This window comes from Bacteriovorax stolpii (assembly GCF_002872415.1).
GTDB lineage: Bacteria > Bdellovibrionota > Bacteriovoracia > Bacteriovoracales > Bacteriovoracaceae > Bacteriovorax > Bacteriovorax stolpii.
Genome location: NZ_CP025704.1, coordinates 3,577,569 through 3,598,169 on the forward strand (window position 1 = coordinate 3,577,569; position 20,601 = coordinate 3,598,169).

A 20,601-nucleotide genomic window follows, 5' to 3' on the forward strand; every position below is an offset into this window, starting at 1 on the left:
ACATTAAATTGAATTAATTGCTATTGAGCGGGGAGCATATTTTTATAAAAGTCGATGCCATCCTTAGCATTTCCATCAAAGGCGATGGATCTGTCAGATAAAACGATCACTCGATTGCAAAGAAGGGACACTTCATCGAGGTTGTGAGAGACGATTATCGAGGCTCCGCTTCCTTCAATCATTTTATTAATTCTGGAATTTAATTTCTCTGCAAAAAACTGATCGGTCCCACCTAGGACCTCATCGAGAATAATTAAGTCTGATGTTTTGGCCGTCAAAAGAGATAAGAAAAGGCGCGCCTTCATTCCCTTGCTGTAATTTTTTAAAGGAACGTTGGCAAAATCTTTAAGATCGCTAAAAAGAATGGCTTCTTCTACCAGAGCTTTTTTCTCAGGACGTGAAATGTTGGTATACATCAGTTCACATAATAAAATGGCATTCTCACGTCCCGTTAGCTCAGGATAAATATTAAGTCCTGTTTCAAAGATGGCGCGTGCTTCGCCATTTAACAGAATTTTATCTGAAGCAATAATTTTTGAAAGATAACGGCAAAGAGAAGTTTTCCCAACGCCATTGGCCCCTAAAATGCCTACTCGTTCCCCTTTTTTTACATCAAATGAAATTTTGCTCAAGACCAATAAGCGGTCAGGGGCATTGAGAAAATAATTAATAGGACTCTTAAGCATGCTGACAAAGAGATCTCTCACATTATGGGCGCGGTAGTACTTTGCCTCATAAGAGAGGGAAAAATCTTTTACGCTTAAGATGACTTCATTAGACATTGATGTAAAAATCCTTCATTTTTCTGTTAAAAAGAAAGGCCAGCATAAGTCCAAGACCAGCAACAATCGCCAAGCTGATTCCCATATAACTTAACCAGGCTTCTGTATTTAATTCATAAAGAGAATTTTGAAAGAGAGCGATTAGAGGATAAAAAAGATTGATCTTTAAAATCCAAGGGAAACTTGCCTCCAAATAGTCGCGCGAATAAAAAATGGGCGTTACGAAAAAAGCGAGTCCCAGGAGAAAAGTCGAAACAAACTGGATGTCTCTATAAAAAACGTGAAGAAAACTAATAATCATCGTTAAGACGAAACCAAACACTAAAAGGACTAAAGTACTCAATAGGAAAAGTACTAATTGCGGTAAAGAAAAACTCATCATTCCAAGCCCCATTAAGGCAACGATTAGAATCAAAGTGGCCACCAGGTAATTAAAAAAATTATCCAGGACATTGGCCCCAATAATATAATTGGGATGAACTTTAAAAGTGAGGAGAACTTCCCTCGAGTGAACCAGAGAACTTGCAAAAGATGTCACACTTTGACTGATAAAAACCCAAGGCAAAAGCCCAGAGAGCAAAAACAACGGGTAATTTTGAATATTGAGTTTTAAGATTTTATCAAAGACAGTTGCCTGGATAATAAAACTGATAATGGGATAAGCAATAACCCATACGAATCCGGCCAAAGTTTTGCGGTACTTTGAACGCATTTGAAAGTAAGTAAGAAAGAGCAGTTTTTCTAGCTGTTTCATTTAATCCAAAAAAGGAGTTTAAGTTTCGTCCAAAGAGGAAGTTTGACATTGGTCACTCTCCCGACGACCTGATCAAAAGCAAACGGGTCATCAAACTTATAACCATCCAGGTTTCTAGTAATGATCATTCCTTGATCCAGGTGCTTATTGATATGCCATATATAGTGACAAGTGTACTTGCCCGAGTCATTAAAGACAATGATGTCGAATTTTTTTAGGTCGGGGAAGCTCACCTCTTCTAAAAAAATCTCCATTCCAATGGGGATGACCGGCATCATAGAGCCGGAGACAACTCTATATTTTTTCATAATTGGCCGCAATGTATTTCATAATCACTTCTGCCGCTTCTTCCGGGTTTCTTCCTAAAAAAAGTTTCATGCGCTTAGCTCGAAACAACAGTGCTCCAAAGCCAATGCAACGAAAGCAAAAGATCTTTGTCTTTGTTAAAAAATCTCTCCAGCCATTTTCCCAAAAATATTCAATGACCATCGGCAAACCAAAACCAATAACTCCATGTTTTAGAAGCCCTTTTCCAGTCGAGAGAAAACTGGAATCTTTAAGAATTGACGTCCGTGAATTGTAACGGAAAGCTTCAATTAAAAGCACCTTCTCATAGGACTTCTCAAGCTCTACCACTTTTCCAGGAAGGCCTTTTAAAGAAAGAAGCTTCTTTTTTCCATATTGGCCTCGATCCATATGATAATAATTTTCTTCTGGGTTGAACACCTTGAGCTCAACGGCCTTATCACTTAAGCCAATTTTGATAGGAAAAGGCCTGATACGTCCTTGCCAGTCGACTAAAGGGATATCATCAGAAATAATTTTGAAACGCGAGTCTTTTAAAAACTCCATCAAAAGCGTGCTTTTCCCACCTTTCATAGGCATCATGCAAACTAAGGCCAGGTCTTTATAGGCAACGCTAAAAGCGTGGAGCTTATGAAGCCCTTCCAAATCCATGCGCTTTCCAATGCGCGAAAGAATCAAGAGATAGCTCACCTCGTGAATCTTTGAGAGATTTTTAGAATACATTTTGGCACTGTTGGTTTTCTTGTTAAGAATAACCAGCAACTCTCCATAATAGTCACAATAGCGCACATCATGGATGTCATAACAAATCGAATTGATTGTCTGCATAGTGCAAACAATATTTGGAATTTGCTCCAATGGAGGATCGTCTAAATAAACGTGCAAAGAAAAACCGACCGCAACGTCTTCTCTTTCTTTAACAAAAGAAGAAAAATCTTTTTTTAACAAATGCAGAAGCTCAGGGGCCTCTGACTCTACTTTAACTTTGTGACCATAAAATTCAAAATAGGCAGGCTTCATGGTTTGAGCACCCCCATTAAATCCTGGGCCGTCATTTTCTGGCCTTCGTAATTAAAGTGATGATCCACCAAATGATAGCGTGGACTTTCGGGATGATTTAAATGAATAAAAGCCGTGTCAATTTTATAAAGTTTTAAAAGTCGATCGAGTTCTTTGACGTAATCCTTTTTTGTTTCATGATAGTTGCTAATAACAACAATAAATTTCCCTTTAGGAAACTTGATCAGATATTCATTATTCATTTTTACTAAAATTTTTGCCACCAAATCCATGTCTGAAGCTTTGAGTTTTGGAAGATCACCAATCCAATTAAACACATCAATAAAAGACAAAAATTTTAGAAGATGCGTAAGTAGCCGGTCATTAAAGCTCCCTTTTCTCACCAACTTTCCTTTATCCAATGCATACCAAGGACTGTCCCCCCTATCCCAAGTCAGGTAACTTTTAGTTCCAATGACTCTCATCGACATCCAGTTTGGATAAAAAATATAAACAAACTGCCCTTCACTTTCTTTAATCTCTTTATCCCACGGAAAATTTTCCATCAGGGATAATGTGTTGTGAGGCGCCCCTCCTCCATGGCCAAAATTGTAGACATGATAATCTAACCAGGATTTAGTAAAAAGAGCGGCCAGTGTCTCTTCATTGGGAAGCCCTAATCCGAAAGTATTAGAGTCTCCTGCTAGAATGAGATGCTTTTTCTTAGGAGCTGCTACATCATAAACTCTTTGCCCTAAAGCATTAATGTCGTAGAAGACATCGTAACCCTCTTGAGTGCCTTGAATTTTTTTAGAATGCTGAACTCTTGAATAGATAGGATAAACCCAACCGATCTGAGCCTTTAAAGCTTCATAAGTGTCTTGATTGTAACCTTGGCCGTACCAAACTTTATTATTCTCCACTAATATTTTGCCGTCAGCAGTCTTTGCAGTCTCAATGACTTCTGAGTCAGGCACTTTGGCCCAGACTCCAAGAGAAATACAAAAAATTAAGAGTGAGAAAAGTTTCATAAGATTATTGTAACGTCACTACTTTCCTCATGACAATGACATCATCTTTCTTTAATCTATGCCCATGAAATATAGTATCATCATCGTGACCTACAACAGGCAAAAGGAGCTTGTTCAGTGTCTGGAATCCATTCGAAAAAGCCCAACTTCACATTCGTTTGAAGTTGTTGTTGTTTTTAATGGCGATCGCACAAACATTGAAAGATTTTCGCGAATCTACAAAGACTACTCTTTTCATTTCATTCACAAAACGACACCTGCCGCTGCCCGCAACTTTGGCGTGACAAAGGTCCGCGGTGAGTACTTATTTTTCCTCGATGACGACTGCACTTTGCCTCCTGATTACTTTTCGCACCTAAATTTCGACAATGGGTGGGATGTTCTTGGTGGCCCAGATCAAACAACAAAGAGTGCTAGCGTTTTTCAAAAACTCACTGGAGAAGTACTCTCTTCCCCACTTTGCATGGGGCCAACTTACAAGAGACATACTAAAACAGACAGGTATTCGTCGGATTCAAGCGAGCGCGAGCTGATTCTTTGCAACCTGTGGATGAAAACCTCACTTTTTCATGCAGAGGGCTTTAAATTCAATACTGATCTTTTTAGAAATGAAGAGAACTTTCTGCTTAAAGAGTTAAAAGAAAAAGGCAAAATTCTGCATTACTCTCCAAAAATTTATGTCTATCACCTGCGCAAAGAAAACCTGGAAAAGCTTGGAGCTGCCGTTATTAAAAGTGGCGAATGCCGCGTGCTTAATTTCGTGACTCTACCTAACCGCAAAGAGCTGATCTACTTTTTACCGCTAGTGAGTTTTTTATCTTTTCTCTGGCTGGTATTTCACCCTCAGAGTTTTTTGATTTTTGTCTTTGCTATTTACGCTCTGACAGTCGCTCTTTACAATGCCGTCGTCTGGAAGTCATTTAGCTTCAAGTACATTTTCATGCACTATTTTATTCTTGGTGCCTATGCAATTGGACTTTCAAAAGGTCTATGGAAATTCGGTCCGATTTTCTACAATAACTTTAAAGAAAACAGGTCATTCATCAACGAATCAAGCAGCAAGTAACCTCTGCTTGTTAACCTCACCTTGCCATCATTTTCAAGAGCAGCCCATCCGTGTTTATTCCACTTATCTGCTAATCCTAAAAACGCCTGTTCATCCTTAAACCACGAGGGAGAAACTCCTTCAAAAGATCTCATGGCCATATAAACTTTTTCCAAGCGGAAAGCTTCTTCGTCTAATTCTTCAAGTTCGACTTTCGCCTCTTTCGTTTTCCATTTATAGCGAAGCCTTGCCTCTTTTAAAAATCCCGTTGCTGAAGGGCCGACAGCTGCGACTGACTCTGACTTCCAATAATTCAAGTTGTGCTTTGATTCAAAACCAGGTTTTGCAAAATTAGAAACTTCGTAATGAACAAAACCTTGCGATTTTAAAAACTCTGCCACTTTCATGAATTCGTCTTCAATCCACTCTTCACTCGGCAGGGCCTTGTAGTGGGTGTAGTTATCTTTAACCGTTAAGATATAAACACTAAAGTGTGATGGATTATATTCCAGGGCCTTTTTAAGTTCACCAATTACATCTCGCTTCATTTCTTGGGAGTATGGAAGTCCCAGCATAAAATCCATTGAGAAGTTGGCCTTTTTGTCTTTGAAAAATTGCAACGTCTCGTAAACGTCTTCAATACTATGAACGCGGTCGAGGTATTTAATCGCTTCTTTTTGGAGAGACTGAATTCCTAATGAGTAGCGGTTCACGCCTGCTTTTTCCCAAAGGGCCAGGCTTTCTTTATCCCAGCTCCCCGGATTCACTTCCAGAGTGAACTCACAATCTGGCGCTATTGTGATGTGGTGTTTTTTTAGTAAGCTTTGCAAAAAAGCACTACCTTCACTTCCCCACAAAGAAGGTGTTCCGCCTCCAATGTAAAGAGTCTTAAGCGGTGCCCACGAACACCCGTTCGTTTTCATCAGCTTTTCATGTTCTACTGCTGCGCTTTCCATATATTCATGAAAGCCAGCAAGGTCATTTGTTCTATCGGTAGGAACTTTTTTATAAAAGTCGCAATAGTTACATAAATGTCTGCAAAATGGAAAATGGAGATAGAGGGATGAAACGGGATTAGACATCAAACATTACTTCCATTTTATAGAGAAATTCTATTAGGAGATACTTTCCTTTAGGGATTATAATAAGACGTTTGGTTCTAGATTAAAAGTTTAAAGGAATTTTATTATGCAATACGAGATGTCCACTTTAAAAAATAAGCTTAAGACCCTATTTGTCCATCAACCAGGCTCAACGGCCGGGACTGTACAAATCTGGTTTAGAGCAGGAAGTGCCTTAGAGCAAACCGATAACGAAGGGATTGCTCACTTTCTTGAGCACATGTTTTTTAAAGGAACGGCGACCAGACCAGGTGCCATGATCGCTCACGATGTCGAGTCTTTTGGTGGAGAGATCAACGCTTTCACATCGTTTGATTACACTTGTTATTACATCAACACTCCAAATACAAAAATGGGAAATTCAATTGATATCCTTCTGGATATGGTGTCTCACCCAATGTTTAAAGAAGAAGACCTGATCCCTGAGCGCAATGTTGTTTTCGAAGAATTTAGAAGATCAATCGATAGCCCAAGCCAATTTGCTTTCGCTAGACTTCAAAACTCTGCTTTTGAGGGAGCTTACGCTCACCAAATCTTAGGGCGTGAAGAAACAATTAAAAATTTCTCAATCGAACAATTAAATTACTTCCGAAAAAATTTCTATAATCTTTCCAATGCTCTTTTAATCGTTGCCGGTGACATGAGCGAAAAAGAAGAAATCATCAAAACAATTGAAAAGTATCAGTTACCGGAAGGACCTCAAAGTGACTTCCCGGAATTCAACCTGAAATCTCAGGCGACAACTGATATGCACCAGAAAGAAGTTGGTATGACGACTTTAACTATGGTGATTAAGTCTCCAACTTACTCAGAAAAAGAAGCGGCAGCTGAAGACCTGGCAATCAACTGCTTAGGTTTTGGTGAAACATCAAGATTACATAATGCCCTTGTTCTAGATAAGACACTAGCAAACGTAGCCTCTTCATCAACCATGTTTATGGCCAAAGGTGGAGCACACTTTATCAGACTGGTCTTCCCTCACAAAAACATGACAGAGCTTCTAAAGAAGTTCTTAGTAACAGTGAAAGGCGCTTTAAACGAAGGTCTAGGAAACGATGAAGTAGCAAAAATCAAAAATCAGTACCTTTCATCTAAAATTTATGAAAGAGAATCAATCGAATCTTACGCTTTCTCTCTAGGACACAGTTACGCTCAAAACGGCGATATCAAGTGCGAAGAAGAGTTTATCGACAAAATCAAAGGGACATCTCCCAATGCAGTTAACCAGTCTCTAAAGAAAATCTTTATGAGAGACGTCCATATCAGCATCCAGCTTCCAAAAGAGGCCAATGCTCAAAAGACTAAAAAAGATCTGGCCGATTTTCAAAAGAAACTAAAAGAACTTAAGGTGAGCCTGGGCGGGACTGCTAAAGCAAAATACAAAATCGACAGGTCTAACTCTGACCAGCAAGTTGAACTGGTTAAGATTAAGCCAGGTGTATCACTTATCTACCGTCAAAATAAAATGACTCCGACTTTCGTTCTTCAAGCTTACCTTCGTGGAGGGCTTACTGAAGAAACAGTTAAAACGAACGGAAGCTACCACTTAATCAGTGCTATGCTGACAAAAGGCCATAATAAAATCAGCTTCGATAAAATTAAAAAATCTTTAGAAGAAAAATCTTCAAGCATCTCTGGGTTCTCTGGGAAAAATGCTTACGGACTTCTAATGCATGGATTGAGCGACAATCTTCAGGAACTTTTCCCACACTTTAGAGGTGCCTTGGTTTCTCCAGATATGCCGACAAAATACCTAAACCACGAAAAGCAACTCGCTCAAAGAGCACTCGTTAACCAGAAAGAAGACCCGGTTAAACAATGTTTCAAAGAAGTTCAAAGACTTTTCTTTGGAACTCACCCTTACGCTCTAAGCCCGATTGGAACTGAAAAGACTCTAAAGTCGATCACACAAAAGTCTTTACTTGATACCCATAAGAAAAACCTTAAAACAAAAGAACTGGTTTTAACTTACTGCGGGGACGCTGAACTTCAAGAAGTTCTAGCGATGCTTGAGCCTCTTTTTGCAGAACTTCCTGCAAGAAAGACTCAAAAAGTTAACTTCAAAAAGTATAAATCGACAGTCAACGTTGAAAGCTTTATCCCGTTTAACCGTGAGCAAACTCAAATCTTCTATGGTATCCCTTGTGGAAAAATGGGTTCACCTGAAAACCTATACCTGAAAATGTTAACGACTCACCTTTCAGGTCAGTCTTCTGAACTTTTCGTTGAAGTAAGAGACCGCCAGGGTCTTTGTTACTCTGCTCAGCCAGTTCATTTCTCTGCGATTGAAGGTGGATACTTTGGGATTTATATGGCATCTGGGTTTGATAAGGTGAATCCTGCAATTGCAGCGATTAAAGACATTATCAACAGAATCAAAGAGCATGGCCTGCCAGAAGAAGACTTCACTCGTATTAAGAATATGATCAAAGGTCAGAATTTAATTAATGTTCAAACAAACGAAGACTTTGCGAGCGTTTACTCAGTTCCAGTTCTTCAAGGGCAAGGACTTGATTATTACCACAGAAGCAACAAGGAGATCGAAGATCTTCAATACGAAGCTTTCCAGGCCAATATCAAGAAGATCCTTTCTCAAAAATGGAACACAATCGTTGTTGGAAGATCGGTAAAGTCTTAAGAGACTTGCCGATCTCTCAAGATCAACCATGGTAATGCGGGGTCGGTCTCTTTAGAATATTTTTTGGAGACCAGACTCATAAGCATTGTGACATCTGAAAAATTCGACGCCATCCTTTTATAAAACGACGGGACATCATAAGCGCTCGGGCAAAACGAATTAAGCTTGGTGTAAGCAATCTTTCCTACATCTTCATAATATTTAACATCAATGATTTTCTTATTGAGTGAATCGTAAAAATACCCACAAAGAAGTAACGACATTTCAGCAATCTCTTTGAGTGCATTTTTTTGCAGCTCTCTAGGAAATTGACTGGACTCCATTAATTTAATCCCAAGGATTTTTTCGCGGGCACGCCCATTAACCTGATCAAAGAATTTCTCCGAGTTACCGAAGCGATCCATCACAAGGCTTGAATAAAAAATTGTTTCAGTAGACAGAGGTGAAAGTGAACGAGTGTTGAATTCTTGCAAGTGATCATAAAAAAAGACCTGCAAATTACCATCGAGAATCAGTTTCGCGCTATCAGACATCGACACATCCCTCCTGATCGCCACCTTCACAAACCTGGTGGCCATATTAAATGTTACAATATTCTCGAGACAGAAAAGAACCTGGAAATTATTTCCTTGGGCGCCTTGATTATATAAACGATGCTCTTTACTCTTAGTGTATGCTCTATCAGATCTATGTTTTGATTTTTAAATCTTATGCCCTCTTCATGCGCAGAAGACATCCAGAAGTTATGGATATTTGGTTTAGAAACTCACTAAAATTAGGTTACTGGGCCTTTGGAAAAAGCGATATTGATGTCACCATTATGGTAAAAAGAGGGACACCTGAACTCTTTTTACGCCTGATAAAAACCCACGATAAACTCAAAGCGCTCTTGCCCGTTATGGGTGAAGTCGTCTTTTTCGATGAATCCAGAGATCAAACACTGCTTTCTCTGATGAACCCTTTAGAGCTAAAACGCGACCCTGTTCTCATGAATAAGTATCAAGTGGCCAAACAAGCTGAGCTTGCTGATAAGGTTGTTTTCCTTCATAAATTCCTAATGGCCAACTGGAGTAAAAGAACACTCCCACAAAGACCTGAAAAAATCGAATACACACTCAATCAAGTCACTCCTCACTATACTCTTCTTTCTTCACTGGTAGAACTGCCTGCCCTTGTCGCTGCTCTTTTGGGTGAAGATAAAAAGTTTATTGAAGAATACCGTTACTATCTCGACAATTATGGGATTGCCCATAAAAAGTGTCCCGAAAGTGACACTGTCTATTGCCTTTTTTACAATAAAATCTGCTACCTTCCTCTCAATAGAAAAATTTCTGCTAACAATCTGGCCATCATGGAAAGAACTATTGCATGGGAGTTATGGGGCTGTTTTAGTAATCAAGCGACAGACAATCCTGAGCAAATGAAAAAGCATATGGGATTTTTGTTTGAGCAATCCGAAGATCACCTCACACCTGCAACTTCGCAAAGACTTATTAAATCAGCAGAAGAGTTGGGTTTACTTTAAAAAAGAACCTCTATTGATCACCATCGGTTCCTCAAAAATAACATCAAATGTTTCCATTGGATTTTTCTTGAAACCGATTAAATTGGCATAAGCGCCTTTTTTAATCACTCCTACTTTATTCTCCTCTCTTAAAGATTTCGCAGGATTTAAAGTAAGCGCGCGCAGGATTTCTATTTTTGGGATATTGGCTTCGAGATAAGTTTTAAGTGTACGCTTCACATACTGAGCACGGTTAAAGACTGGTGGATTATGAAAATAAAAGTCCGGCCCAAAAACCAGCACAAATTTTCTTTTATAAAGCTCCTTTAGCCTCTGAGATTGCGCTCTATAAAAAGGCTCGCGGTAATAACTAAATTCTTTAAGTGTCTCACTATCTTGATCCGTCGGAGTAATGTAACGAAGAGATGAAACTTTGTCCGTCAACGTTATTTGATTGGCGTGCTCTATGCTTTGAATGCCTACTTTTTCTGCGAGCTCAAAACTTTTTAACTCTGAAGCATGATAGGTGATCTTTTTAAAATTCTTACTCTTGGAATTAGAAAGAATCTTTTTTAAAAGTGTCTCATCCATGGATCCAGCTCCTGGATTGTTGTCTAAATATATTTTCAGGATATCCACATTTTGATTAAGATAACCTTGAAGCAGTTTATCGACATCTGCTTTAGCATCAACGATTGAATACTCATTATTCACCTCACCCATTTTTGCATTTTCAGGAAATTGCCCTTTATTAGTCGCAATACCTGGCCCTGAAACATAAAGATGTGGAAAAGATTTATCACTCTCTGTCTGTTTTCTCAGTTGGACATCGAGAAATTTTCCAGAATTACCCAGGTCGCACAAACTAGTGAAGCCGGCCTTTAGGTAATCTTTTAAAAAACCTTTCGCCCTATTTATTCTATCTGCTGGGGCCAGTCGTGCTTCCCTACTTAAGGTATCTTCAAATTCAGTTTCTCCCTTTAACTGGGCCAAGAGAACGTGAGAGTGGCAGTCAATAAATCCTGGAAGCAAATAAAGGTTTTTTAATTCGGTAACCGTCTTTACCTGATTGCGGTTAAAAATTCCGGTGATTTTATCATCTTTGACTTGGATAACTTTGCCATAAATCATCACTCCTTTTTCCGTATCAAAATAAGCCTTAGGAAAAAGATTGATCTCGTTTGCCTGGGAATAAGAAAAAAGAAATGTAAGAAGAACAATAATCACAGCATTGACTCACGCATTTTATCTAAGTACTGGACATAATCAATTTTATCTAGAGATCTTACCATTGGCCTGATCACTCGTTGAGCAAAAATCATCTCTGTTGGCGAGAGGTGTTCGAAATAAAAATTAAGAATATTTTTTCTTTCTTCATGATCTAAAGTGAGCAGGGAAAATCTTTCCGGAAAATAAAGGAAAGTTAAAAAAGGAATAATTCTTCTCTCTGTACAGAAATTAATAATTGTTTTTACTTCATGCCAATTATCTTTTTGAACGACACAATTCAGTCTTAAATTAAGTGAACCTAGACCTTTTTTGACTCTTTCTTCCTGATAGCGGAGAAGCTCTACCACATTATTTAAAACAAAATTCAAATCTCCCAAATGCCTAATCTTAGCGTATCCAGCGAGATCAAGGCTATCAATCGAGAGGATGATATTTTTAATTTTAATCCTATCCAGCTGCTTTTTTATCTTATCTGTCAGCTTCCAATGAAGGTTTGTTGTCAGGGTCCACAGGCAATCTGGATTCACATGTGTGATTTCATCAATGAGTTTATAAGTATCAGCCTGAATGAAAGGCTCACCTGAAAGCAGATCAATTTCCTGGATTTCTTTGAAAAAGCGTTCTCTGGCAGGCTTCCAGAAATTCTCTTCAGTATAAAAGCCATTAGGCATTTTCCATACGTCGCACATTTGGCACTGTAGATTACACTTTCCGTTTAGATTAGCCGTTAGTCTTAAAATCTTAGGATTTTGAATATCAAGCTCTGCCAGTGAAAGAAGTTTGTTAAGTTCTGGGCATTGATTACATTTTACATCAATGACTTCTTTTTTACAGACTTCAACTTCTCCAGCAAGAAACTCACTTCTCCACTTTTGCACATTTGCTGACTGCCAGATTTCATCAAGACTTTGGTATCTAATATTTCCATATGGAAACTTTGTTCCCTTATGCCTACAAAAACCAACGTCTCCATTGGGTTCTAAAATAATATTCACAAAAGGCATGACACAAAATGAAGATTTGTTAAGACCGCGAGATGAAAAAATTTGATCAACATCTGCCGATTGATTTTTTAACTGCTCTAAAATGTCGAGAGAATGATCAACCATGGAGTGTCCGAGGCGCTTTACTAGTTCTGAGTAATTATTCTATGATCTAAAGATCAAAGTCAATAAAGACTCACCGCGAGGAAGCCATCGAGCAGCTAGAGAAAATTGAGCATATTAAAGCAAAGGCCCCCCACGGCTTTTGTCTCGCTAAATGGTATCAAGTCACCCTCGATTTAAGCCGTGGATTCACGCATAGTTGCCATCATCCTGAAAGACATCAAATCCCCTTAAAAGAATTAGAGATTGATGCCGGGGCCTTACATAATACCGTTTTCAAAATGCAACAGCGAAAAATGATGCTTGAAGGAGTGCGCCCACCTGAGTGCGAATACTGTTGGAAAATCGAAGACGCTCCTGGCGAAAATATCTCTGATCGCTTTATTAAATCTATTGATCATTGGGCCTTTGATAAACTCGATGAGGCCCTAAATACTCCCTGGAATAAACCAGTTAATCCTACCTACCTGGAAGTTATTTTCAGCTCTGAGTGCAACTTAAACTGCATGTACTGCGTTTCAGATGTAAGTTCTTCTATCGCCCGTGAGATGGAAAAATATGGGCCATACCCAAATCTTCCCTCTGAACATCGCATGCCTAAACACAAAGAAATTACAGGGGACAATCCCTATATTGCGGCCTTTTGGAAATGGTTTCCGGATATTCTTCCCTCTCTGCGAGTTTTTCGAATCACTGGAGGCGAGCCACTTTTATCTTCGAACACTTTCCGAGTACTGGAGTATTTAGAAAATCATCCCAACCCAAACCTCGAACTGGCAATCAATACGAATTTAAGTTACTCCCAACAACTTTTAGAAAAGTTCATGGCACACATTAAAGTGCTTCTCGCTAAAAAAGCCATTGGTTCCTATACGACTTACACCAGTCTGGATGGCCATGGTGCTGAGTCAGCTTACATAAGACGAGGTCTTGATTTCGAACGTTTCACAAAAAATATGAACCTGCTTTTTAACTCACTTCCAGAAAGCCGCGTGATTTTAATGTGCACATTTAATCTGCTTTCAATCGGTTCATTTGAAAGGATGATTCATTGGGTGGATGGCATGAAAAAAGAGGGACGAAAAGTCGTTCTTGATCTCTCTTACCTAAAAGACCCGGATTATCTCCGTGCCAATATCATGGATGAAAGCCTGGAGGCAAAACTACTTGCATGTCTCGAACTCATGAAATCGCTGCCTTCTTTTGAAACTTATGAAGTGAAAAAATTTGAAAGAGTAGTCAATTGGGCATGTTCGACAAAAAGTGATGAAAGAAACAAATGGCTAAGAGCTCACTTCCTGCAATTCATTCAGGAATTCGACAGAAGATTTAATTCAAATTTCGAAGAGACTTTTCCCGAGTATGCAACTTTCCTTAAGATCTGTAAAAAAGCTGATATCTGGATGAAGGTTAACAACCTTTACTGATACAACTCTTTTGCTCGCTCCAAGGCAAACTGTTTAAAAGAATGATTCGTTAAAGTGATGAAGGTATAACCTTTAAAAGCTGGCTTCTCTCTGATTTCATCCCCAAAAAGAGACTTTAAATCAACCTTATCATAAAGAGATTGTTTATGATCATCGAACCACTCTGCCAGCTCAAATCCATGATTCATTGAAAGCTCTTCGCGATGAATGACATTCTTCATCGTTTTTTTATTTTCTAAAAGAGTCGCTCCTCTTTGAAGAAGATCGTGAGTTAAGAACGAGTCAGTGAAATAAAAAGATAGTGGATTAAAGTGAGTAAAACAGACTTTTGCCAAGTTTTTCTTTTGCAGTTTTCCCCAATCCAAAATCTCTATATTTCTTCCTCCAAAGGCCATATTAACTGCATTTAAAGTCGTGTAGCCCCATGTTGAAGCAGCTTCCGCATACTCTTCACCTTTTCTAATACAACTTGAAAAATAAAAAGAAATCTTAGGGTATTTTTTTGTTTTCTCGGCAAGCTTGGCAAGTTCAACTTCCATGATTTCCAGAGGAAGAGAATCTTTATCTGGAGAAATCAGGATTAAACACTCTTCGATCGGCTTCGGAAAAACTTTTTCATTGTCATAAAGACTTCTTAATAGAGTTTTCTCTCTCCAGGCCTTAGGCACCAAAGAAGATAATTTCTCATCAATGATTATCATTGGGTCCGCCACATGAGGGGCAGGATTAATAAAGAAAAAGCGCAACAATGGATAAACTCCATCGCGAAGAGAAAGAACATTAAAATATCTTAAATAGTCGTCTTCGACTTCGAAGCTAAAAATGGGATTTAAACGAGAACAATATGGGTTGGAGTCTGGTGAAAGATAAAGCGCCGTCTTTTGCGACACAGCTGTGCGCTGATCCCAGATCTTTTCTAAGGAGAAAATGGAATTCCCGAAATCAAAGTGTTCCATAATCACCATACACGTCTTTATAAAGGCCTAGATTATTTTTAAAGGGGGCATCTGAACTCAGATGAAAAGTTGTACTGAGTTTATAAAAAACTTGCGAGAATTCGATCTTTGCATTGAAATCCACTGCAAATAAAAGCTCCTCAAGTTTTTTTCCAACCGCTTCAATCGAGAGATAATTTGCTGAGTAGCTGGCCATTTCTTCTCTAGGAAATTTATTTTCTTTAATCTCTAAAATTTTTGCCATCATCTTCTTTTGAGCAAGAATGGATTGAGGGTGCATTCTCACATCTTGAAATTCAATAGGAACGAGATCAACATGCTCAGAGTATTTCTTAAATGTCGGAAGACCTCCCCATTGAGTTAAAAGAGCGGGCAGTCCACACATCAAGGCTTCAGCAATCGACATTCCATAATCATCGTCATTAAAAGTACTAAAACTCACAAACAAGTCACTGGCATGGTAAACACCAAGCAGTTCCTCCTCATCCAAATCACCGAGGAAGCGGACATTGCTTAAACCTTTATCAAGGAGTGAACTCTTAAACTGGCTAAAGTATGAGCCCGGAAGCCCTCTCGTTCCATGGTAAGGAAGAAGGATATTATCCCATGGGCCTGCCAACCAAAGCTCGGCATTTCCTCCAACCAAGTTTTTAACTTTAGTGAACGTATTAACAAGAGAGTCGATATTTTTTTGTAATGACATCCGTCCCGTATAAAGCAGAACGACTTCATCTTTTAATTTAAATTTTTCACGCATCAGGTTTCTTTGCTGAGAAAAAGCACTGGCATTAAAGACACTCTTTTCTACAGGAAATGGAATGACTGTCGTGATATTTTTTGTGGAAATAAACATTTTATCCACAAGTAATTTTTGAGCATCAGAAGCGACTAAAAAATGAACTGGGAACTCATTTAAACTCTTAAGAGTTGTTTCCCATTGGCGGCATTGAAGAACAAAGTCACCAAAAAGATGGATAAAAAACTTAGGTTTGTCGTTATAGGGCTTATCACTTAAAACACTATTGAGAGCATTGAGAAGCAAAGCACTGCACGGTTCATGATCAACCCAAATCAGACCTTGCGGATTAATCTCCTTAATTTTCAATGCATGTTTATAGGCACTGGCAGGTGTGAGGTCTTCTTCAACTTTTAAGAACTGAATATTATGACCCTTCAGGGCCAGTTGATAGCTTTGAATCAAATTTTTAGTGATAAGCTGGCAGCTTTTCCAGAAGGAAATTTCCTCTTTGGTGATAATTAAAAAAGTCTGCTCTCTCATGGGGAAATTATTCCATTTTAACGATGACTTTCGCAAGCCCCATGTCGCAAGGCAAACAGCAAAGATGGTCGTCATCTCGATAGAAAACAGTTACTCTATAACCTAAATGAAGACCCTGATCATCAAAACCGGACATACGGAAACTTTTGACGCTCATCCAGAGCACACGCACATTGTGAGTCTGGGCGATGTCCTGAGAACAACAGTTCTACTGGAAGTCTTTAAAAACGAACACGTCACATGGTTTACATCTAAAGAAGCGGCCCTTCTTTTAAAGAAAAACCAAAAAATCAAAAAACTCACAACTGATTTCTCTGATATTGAAAACGAACATTTCGATCTCGTTTTAAACCTAGAGAGAACGGATGAGATTTTAGAAAAAATCCCTCACATTAAGACATCCGCTCTTTTAGGCTTTAGTAATAAAACTCTTCCAGAGTTCAGTTCAAAAACAATGAACTGGAGTGAAAAACTCTTCGCTCTTATTGGGAAAAAATGGACTAAAGAGACTTACAGTTTCTATTGGAGCTCTCCTCCTTCTTCATCATCTCGTTTGAAAATCGGCCTCAACTGGAAAGTTGGCCAAAAGTGGCCGGGAAAAAGCTGGCCTTTAGAAAATTGGGAAGCTTTAGAAAAACTCCTGCAATCTGATTTTGATATTTCCTGGCAGGAAGGGTTTCACAATCTTTCTGAATACATTAAGTGGATAGGAAGCTGCGATTATATCGTCACTCACGACAGTCTTGGACTTCACTTGGCACTAGCGATGAAAAAACCATTTGTAGCACTCTTTGGTCCGACATCGAGCCACGAAATTGATTTAGCTGGTCTTGGTGTTTCCGTTTCCACTGAAGACTTAAGCGTTTCAACACTCGCAGATATTATTAACCTTAAGGCCTATCGACATGATTAAACTTCCCGATATTCATGTTCCAGACCATTACAACTACGTGGGAGTTTTTCTCACATTGAGTTGTAATATTTCCTGCTCTTATTGCATTAATCACCTGGTAGGCCTGCAAAAAGGAAGAAAACTTCTTACGGCTGAAGAATGGGCAAAAGGTCTTTCTCGTTTAAAAATGACCAATAAAATACCTCTTACTCTGCAAGGTGGGGAGCCGACAATCCATAAGCATTTTTACGAAATAGTGAACTCACTTCCTGCTGAATTCGATATTGATCTTTTAACTAATATTCAGTTTTCCCCAAAAAAATTTGCTCAAAAAATTGATAAAAATAGAATCAATCGCCAAGCTCCTTATGCTCCTATTCGCGTGAGTTATCACCCTGAAACAATGGACTTAAGAGACACACTTAACAAAGTGGTTGAGCTTAAGGCCTACGGCTTTAATGTTGGAGTTTATGGTGTTAGACATCCTTCACAAATTAAAGAAATAGAAGAAGCTAAAGAACTTTTTGCGTCGAATGGAATTGATTTCAGGTTTAAAGATTTTTTAGGCATGCACGACAATCAACTCTATGGCGAATACAAGTATCATGGAGCTGTTTTCAGCCAGGAAAAGCGCTCTTGCCTATGCAAAACGAGCGAACTTCTTATTGATCCTTTTGGGAAAGTTTTCCGTTGTCATCACGACCTTTATAACAATAAAAATCCGGTAGGCGATCTTCTCGATCCAGACTATCAAATCGAAGATATCTTTAGACCTTGTGATTACTTTGGAAGCTGCAATCCATGTGACGTCAAAGTCAAAAACAACCGCTTCCAGCAGTTCGGTCATACATCAGTTGAAATCAGGCTTTAGAAAATAGCGTAGATCGCCGGAAGAATAGAACCTCCTCCGACAAGAACAATGAACATGCTCAAGATGGCAAAAATAAAAAAGATCGGCATCAGCCACCACTTTTTGTGCGTCTTAAGTAAAACAAAAATTTCCTTCAACATTTTGAAGTTCTGCTTAAACTTGGCAACTAAAGATAGCTTCTCAGGCTGATTTGGAGTCTGGCTCATTTTCCTTTCCTTTCTTGGCTCATTAACTCAATTTTGTCATAAAGTGTCTGAGCAATCAAATCATAACCTTCAGGACTGCAGTGTTCCCAATCATCAAGCAGCACATCTGCTCCCTTCTGATGTAAGGTGAAGATTTTTTCGACATCAATAAACTCAGACCCTTCTTTTTTGGCCAAAGTTTGCAGGTAACCATTTGTTGATTGGTATGGCAAAGGATAATTCATCACGACGATACTTGAATTGTGTTCACGGGCCAGGGTAAAGATTTTCTTCCAATAGATATCGCGCTCACCATTTAATTTTTCTAAATTGTCATACCAGTAACTGGCGTTGGAAATAAGTTCTTGATTCACCTTTTGAGCTTCAAGAGCAATTCGATGAGAATTCTTTTCAATCACTGCTTTTAATTCTTCAAAACTTACAATATCCTGAAGCTTAACAAGCCCTAGTAAATTCATTACCAGGTAATCACGCTCTAAGAGTTGAGGTTGATATTCTACAAGTCCCATAAAATCGCGGATCACTTCAGTGACCTCACTCGACTTAAAGGCCTTTTTTTCTAGTAAGAAACGAATAATAAGATATTCTTTTGAACCTTGAGAAAGTTTATTATAACTCTCCATTTTGAGCGTCTTAATCAGACAATCCACTCTTTCTTTTGATGTTTTGGCGCTATGACAAGCTGAGAGTTCTTGATTGGAAAAAGTAACCTGCTCTGTCACCGAGTCGACTTTATCGATTCTATTTTTTAAATCTTGAGCAAGAAGAGTTACCACTTTATAAAAATAGAACTGGGAAAAAAAAGAATCAGTTTTCTGATTCATCTCTACCCATTTCTGCTCTTTTGAGATGTTGAGGGCCGAGATCTTTTGAACCAGTTCACTTCCAGCAAAAACGTCTGCACTTCCGGCCATCACTGCAATGACATACTTTTTTTCAGATGAGTATTGATTGCTTTTATAAAAGTCTTCAAGCCGTGTGGCAATCTGCTCGGTTGTGCTGGCACAAACCCCAAGGTTTCTCACCGTTACTTTCTTATTAAATTTTAAGTAGAGCTTGTAAGGGTAAGAATTATCCCAGAAAGTATTCCCGCCATTGGTGAACGAATCTCCAATACAGAGAATTTCTAGAGGCTCTTTTCCTCCGTAAATCTCCATCGAACGGTCGCGGTAATAATCACTCTTTCCGGCCGATTCGCGGTCTGAAAGATTGTATTCGGCCACATCGTGATAGATGCGGGGAAGATTGGTTTGTTTAATCAGGTAGCGGAGTCCAAACTCAACAGTTACCACTGAAACAATTAGAGAAAGAAAAAAAATGGTAAATTTTGTTTTCCAGTTTTTCATTTAGATAAAGTTCACATGCTCAGGTTCGTGGTTAATTTGCTCAAGGAACTCGTTAACACGGGCCATACGGCAGTTAACTCGGCAAGTGCTTCTTACATCCAGCTCATTGCGTGCGTATTGAACTGAAGCTTCTCTTTCCTCTCCAAAAAGAACTCTTTCAGGACTTTGAAAATTGATATTTCCCGCTCTGAATTTTTCATTCCCAATATGAATAGGACATGTGTAAAAATCCCCACTCGCCGTCATGTATCCCCAGTAAGGAAGTGCATGGCATCTTGGGTAAGTGATTTCCTGTGAGCGGTATTTATCAAAAGCTTCTGAGCGGCAGATCACTTGAGTTGTATTGTTTTTATTTTCTTCATGAATAGCATCGAGTTCATTCATGATGTTTTGATCGTAGACTTCATTTTTATCCAGGATCATTTGAGGGTTTCGAGAAAAAGGCTTAAACGCAATATAATCGACACCAAAGTCGGTAAAAATTTTCACCATCTCGCGCATTTGGTGCCTGTTTTCTTCTAAAACGACAAACTGCACTCCAAGAGTTGTTTTAAGATTTCTCTCTTTTTTTATCCTGACGGCTTCCTGGATATTTTTGCAGACCTTATCGAATTCTTTTAGTGTTGTATGGTGAACTTTTGAATACACTTCAGGACTTCCCCCATTAACACTAAAACGAATCCAGGTTAAAAGTGGAAGTACTTCTTCCCACAACTCGACTGTCGCTTTTGAGCCGTTAGTTGTAATGGAAACATCGACACCTGACTCTTTTGTCACTGTGACCAATTCTTTAAATTGCGGGTGCAAAAGTGGCTCGCCTTCTCCGGCAAACATTAAGCTCTTAAGCCCACTTCTCCCAGCGAAAGCCACGAACTCAGAAAAGACAGATGTTTTAAGAAGATGATCCGGCGATTGGACAAAATCCTTGCCGCAGAAATTACATTTGTGATTGCAATAAGATACTGGGGAGACTTCCAGGTAAATTGGCGCAATTCTCTCGCCATTTTTAACCTTCAATACTTTGTCGAAATGCCAAAGCATTTTATGGCCATCCATGAAATAGTGATCAGTCATGAATCTTAACTCCCAAGTGTTACGCTCTTGAGTA

The 20,601-nt window shown here is 38.9% G+C and carries 20 protein-coding genes; 6 read left to right on the top strand and 14 right to left on the bottom strand.

Annotated features, from left to right (window positions below; genetic code table 11):
* Nucleotides 1–20: 20 nt before the first annotated feature.
* The 5 genes from C0V70_RS17680 to C0V70_RS17700 are packed head-to-tail and all read right to left on the bottom strand — an operon-like array spanning nucleotide 21 to nucleotide 3,872.
* The gene (locus tag C0V70_RS17680; RefSeq protein ID WP_102245191.1) at nucleotides 21–782 is read right to left on the bottom strand and encodes an ABC transporter ATP-binding protein; all 762 of its coding nucleotides are present in this window, start codon (nucleotides 780–782) and stop codon (nucleotides 21–23) included.
* A complete protein-coding gene (locus tag C0V70_RS17685) occupies nucleotides 775–1,536 on the bottom strand; it encodes an ABC transporter permease (RefSeq protein WP_102245192.1) in 762 nt (253 codons plus the stop codon). The genes C0V70_RS17680 and C0V70_RS17685 overlap by 8 nt, the downstream gene beginning before the upstream one ends.
* The gene (locus C0V70_RS17690; RefSeq protein ID WP_102245193.1) at nucleotides 1,533–1,844 is read right to left on the bottom strand and encodes a S24/S26 family peptidase; all 312 of its coding nucleotides are present in this window, start codon (nucleotides 1,842–1,844) and stop codon (nucleotides 1,533–1,535) included. The genes C0V70_RS17685 and C0V70_RS17690 overlap by 4 nt, the downstream gene beginning before the upstream one ends.
* Nucleotides 1,831–2,862, bottom strand: a complete 1,032-nt coding sequence (locus C0V70_RS17695) for a hypothetical protein (protein WP_102245194.1) — start codon at nucleotides 2,860–2,862, stop codon at nucleotides 1,831–1,833. Before C0V70_RS17695 ends, C0V70_RS17690 begins: the two co-directional genes overlap by 14 nt.
* A complete protein-coding gene (locus C0V70_RS17700; RefSeq protein ID WP_102245195.1) occupies nucleotides 2,859–3,872 on the bottom strand; it encodes an SGNH/GDSL hydrolase family protein in 1,014 nt (337 codons plus the stop codon). Before C0V70_RS17700 ends, C0V70_RS17695 begins: the two co-directional genes overlap by 4 nt.
* Before the next feature lie 64 nt (nucleotides 3,873–3,936).
* Between C0V70_RS17700 and C0V70_RS17705 the strand changes: the two genes are divergently transcribed.
* Nucleotides 3,937–4,938: a glycosyltransferase gene (locus C0V70_RS17705; protein WP_158649738.1), complete on the top strand. Its 1,002-nt coding sequence runs from the start codon at nucleotides 3,937–3,939 to the stop codon at nucleotides 4,936–4,938.
* On the opposite strand, the gene hemW is transcribed toward C0V70_RS17705, so the two are convergent.
* Nucleotides 4,884–5,999: a radical SAM family heme chaperone HemW gene (gene hemW, locus C0V70_RS17710; protein ID WP_102245197.1), complete on the bottom strand. Its 1,116-nt coding sequence runs from the start codon at nucleotides 5,997–5,999 to the stop codon at nucleotides 4,884–4,886. The two genes, C0V70_RS17705 and hemW, sit on opposite strands and share 55 nt — an antisense overlap.
* Nucleotides 6,000–6,105: 106 nt before the next feature.
* On the opposite strand from hemW, the gene C0V70_RS17715 reads away from it, so the two are divergent.
* Complete coding sequence (locus tag C0V70_RS17715; protein WP_102245198.1) at nucleotides 6,106–8,676, top strand: M16 family metallopeptidase; 2,571 nt, start codon at nucleotides 6,106–6,108, stop codon at nucleotides 8,674–8,676.
* On the opposite strand, the gene C0V70_RS17720 is transcribed toward C0V70_RS17715, so the two are convergent.
* Nucleotides 8,673–9,209: a hypothetical protein gene (locus C0V70_RS17720; RefSeq protein ID WP_102245199.1), complete on the bottom strand. Its 537-nt coding sequence runs from the start codon at nucleotides 9,207–9,209 to the stop codon at nucleotides 8,673–8,675. The genes C0V70_RS17715 and C0V70_RS17720 overlap by 4 nt on opposite strands.
* A 188-nt stretch (nucleotides 9,210–9,397) precedes the next feature.
* Between C0V70_RS17720 and C0V70_RS17725 the strand changes: the two genes are divergently transcribed.
* Nucleotides 9,398–10,201, top strand: coding sequence for a hypothetical protein (locus tag C0V70_RS17725; RefSeq protein ID WP_133566661.1), 804 nt, complete (start codon nucleotides 9,398–9,400; stop codon nucleotides 10,199–10,201).
* Here the strand turns inward: C0V70_RS17725 and C0V70_RS17730 are convergent.
* Both C0V70_RS17730 and C0V70_RS17735 read right to left on the bottom strand, forming a co-directional pair.
* Complete coding sequence (locus tag C0V70_RS17730) at nucleotides 10,193–11,407, bottom strand: amidohydrolase family protein (RefSeq protein WP_102245201.1); 1,215 nt, start codon at nucleotides 11,405–11,407, stop codon at nucleotides 10,193–10,195. The two genes, C0V70_RS17725 and C0V70_RS17730, sit on opposite strands and share 9 nt — an antisense overlap.
* Nucleotides 11,404–12,519 (bottom strand): SPASM domain-containing protein, encoded by a 1,116-nt coding sequence (locus tag C0V70_RS17735; RefSeq protein ID WP_102245202.1) that lies wholly within the window; start codon nucleotides 12,517–12,519, stop codon nucleotides 11,404–11,406. The genes C0V70_RS17730 and C0V70_RS17735 overlap by 4 nt, the downstream gene beginning before the upstream one ends.
* 113 nt (nucleotides 12,520–12,632) lie before the next feature.
* On the opposite strand from C0V70_RS17735, the gene C0V70_RS17740 reads away from it, so the two are divergent.
* On the top strand, nucleotides 12,633–13,943 hold the full coding sequence (locus C0V70_RS17740; RefSeq protein WP_243733578.1) for a twitch domain-containing radical SAM protein: 1,311 nt from the start codon (nucleotides 12,633–12,635) through the stop codon (nucleotides 13,941–13,943).
* Here C0V70_RS17740 and C0V70_RS17745 read toward each other — a convergent pair.
* Nucleotides 13,937–14,908, bottom strand: coding sequence for a hypothetical protein (locus C0V70_RS17745; protein ID WP_102245204.1), 972 nt, complete (start codon nucleotides 14,906–14,908; stop codon nucleotides 13,937–13,939). The two genes, C0V70_RS17740 and C0V70_RS17745, sit on opposite strands and share 7 nt — an antisense overlap.
* The gene (locus C0V70_RS17750) at nucleotides 14,886–16,178 is read right to left on the bottom strand and encodes a glycosyltransferase family 4 protein (protein WP_158649739.1); all 1,293 of its coding nucleotides are present in this window, start codon (nucleotides 16,176–16,178) and stop codon (nucleotides 14,886–14,888) included. The genes C0V70_RS17745 and C0V70_RS17750 overlap by 23 nt, the downstream gene beginning before the upstream one ends.
* A gap of 106 nt (nucleotides 16,179–16,284) precedes the next feature.
* Here C0V70_RS17750 and C0V70_RS17755 point away from each other — a divergent pair, with 106 nt between their 5' ends.
* Nucleotides 16,285–17,091: a glycosyltransferase family 9 protein gene (locus C0V70_RS17755; RefSeq protein WP_102245206.1), complete on the top strand. Its 807-nt coding sequence runs from the start codon at nucleotides 16,285–16,287 to the stop codon at nucleotides 17,089–17,091.
* Nucleotides 17,084–17,941 (top strand): radical SAM protein, encoded by an 858-nt coding sequence (locus C0V70_RS17760; protein ID WP_102245207.1) that lies wholly within the window; start codon nucleotides 17,084–17,086, stop codon nucleotides 17,939–17,941. The genes C0V70_RS17755 and C0V70_RS17760 overlap by 8 nt, the downstream gene beginning before the upstream one ends.
* On the opposite strand, the gene C0V70_RS17765 is transcribed toward C0V70_RS17760, so the two are convergent.
* The 3 genes from C0V70_RS17765 to C0V70_RS17775 are packed head-to-tail and all read right to left on the bottom strand — an operon-like array spanning nucleotide 17,938 to nucleotide 20,567.
* Complete coding sequence (locus tag C0V70_RS17765) at nucleotides 17,938–18,147, bottom strand: DUF5989 family protein (RefSeq protein ID WP_102245208.1); 210 nt, start codon at nucleotides 18,145–18,147, stop codon at nucleotides 17,938–17,940. The genes C0V70_RS17760 and C0V70_RS17765 overlap by 4 nt on opposite strands.
* Nucleotides 18,144–19,493 carry an SGNH/GDSL hydrolase family protein gene (locus C0V70_RS17770; RefSeq protein ID WP_102245209.1) on the bottom strand — a complete coding sequence of 450 codons (1,350 nt, stop codon included), beginning with the start codon at nucleotides 19,491–19,493 and terminating at the stop codon, nucleotides 18,144–18,146. Before C0V70_RS17770 ends, C0V70_RS17765 begins: the two co-directional genes overlap by 4 nt.
* The gene (locus C0V70_RS17775; RefSeq protein ID WP_102245210.1) at nucleotides 19,494–20,567 is read right to left on the bottom strand and encodes a radical SAM protein; all 1,074 of its coding nucleotides are present in this window, start codon (nucleotides 20,565–20,567) and stop codon (nucleotides 19,494–19,496) included.
* Between the last annotated feature and the right edge of the window lie 34 nt (nucleotides 20,568–20,601).

Bases quoted from the DNA above. Each gene is read 5' to 3' on its own strand.
- C0V70_RS17680 (WP_102245191.1), bottom strand. From the start codon at position 782: ATGTCTAATGAAGTCATCTTAAGCGTAAAAGATTTTTCCCTCTCTTAT.
- C0V70_RS17685 (WP_102245192.1), bottom strand. From the start codon at position 1,536: ATGAAACAGCTAGAAAAACTGCTCTTTCTTACTTACTTTCAAATGCGT.
- C0V70_RS17690 (WP_102245193.1), bottom strand. From the start codon at position 1,844: ATGAAAAAATATAGAGTTGTCTCCGGCTCTATGATGCCGGTCATCCCC.
- C0V70_RS17695 (WP_102245194.1), bottom strand. From the start codon at position 2,862: ATGAAGCCTGCCTATTTTGAATTTTATGGTCACAAAGTTAAAGTAGAG.
- C0V70_RS17700 (WP_102245195.1), bottom strand. From the start codon at position 3,872: ATGAAACTTTTCTCACTCTTAATTTTTTGTATTTCTCTTGGAGTCTGG.
- C0V70_RS17705 (WP_158649738.1), top strand. From the start codon at position 3,937: ATGAAATATAGTATCATCATCGTGACCTACAACAGGCAAAAGGAGCTT.
- hemW (WP_102245197.1), bottom strand. From the start codon at position 5,999: ATGTCTAATCCCGTTTCATCCCTCTATCTCCATTTTCCATTTTGCAGA.
- C0V70_RS17715 (WP_102245198.1), top strand. From the start codon at position 6,106: ATGCAATACGAGATGTCCACTTTAAAAAATAAGCTTAAGACCCTATTT.
- C0V70_RS17720 (WP_102245199.1), bottom strand. From the start codon at position 9,209: ATGTCTGATAGCGCGAAACTGATTCTCGATGGTAATTTGCAGGTCTTT.
- C0V70_RS17725 (WP_133566661.1), top strand. From the start codon at position 9,398: ATGCGCAGAAGACATCCAGAAGTTATGGATATTTGGTTTAGAAACTCA.
- C0V70_RS17735 (WP_102245202.1), bottom strand. From the start codon at position 12,519: ATGGTTGATCATTCTCTCGACATTTTAGAGCAGTTAAAAAATCAATCG.
- C0V70_RS17745 (WP_102245204.1), bottom strand. From the start codon at position 14,908: ATGGTGATTATGGAACACTTTGATTTCGGGAATTCCATTTTCTCCTTA.
- C0V70_RS17750 (WP_158649739.1), bottom strand. From the start codon at position 16,178: ATGAGAGAGCAGACTTTTTTAATTATCACCAAAGAGGAAATTTCCTTC.
- C0V70_RS17755 (WP_102245206.1), top strand. From the start codon at position 16,285: ATGAAGACCCTGATCATCAAAACCGGACATACGGAAACTTTTGACGCT.
- C0V70_RS17760 (WP_102245207.1), top strand. From the start codon at position 17,084: ATGATTAAACTTCCCGATATTCATGTTCCAGACCATTACAACTACGTG.
- C0V70_RS17765 (WP_102245208.1), bottom strand. From the start codon at position 18,147: ATGAGCCAGACTCCAAATCAGCCTGAGAAGCTATCTTTAGTTGCCAAG.
- C0V70_RS17770 (WP_102245209.1), bottom strand. From the start codon at position 19,493: ATGAAAAACTGGAAAACAAAATTTACCATTTTTTTTCTTTCTCTAATT.
- C0V70_RS17775 (WP_102245210.1), bottom strand. From the start codon at position 20,567: ATGACTGATCACTATTTCATGGATGGCCATAAAATGCTTTGGCATTTC.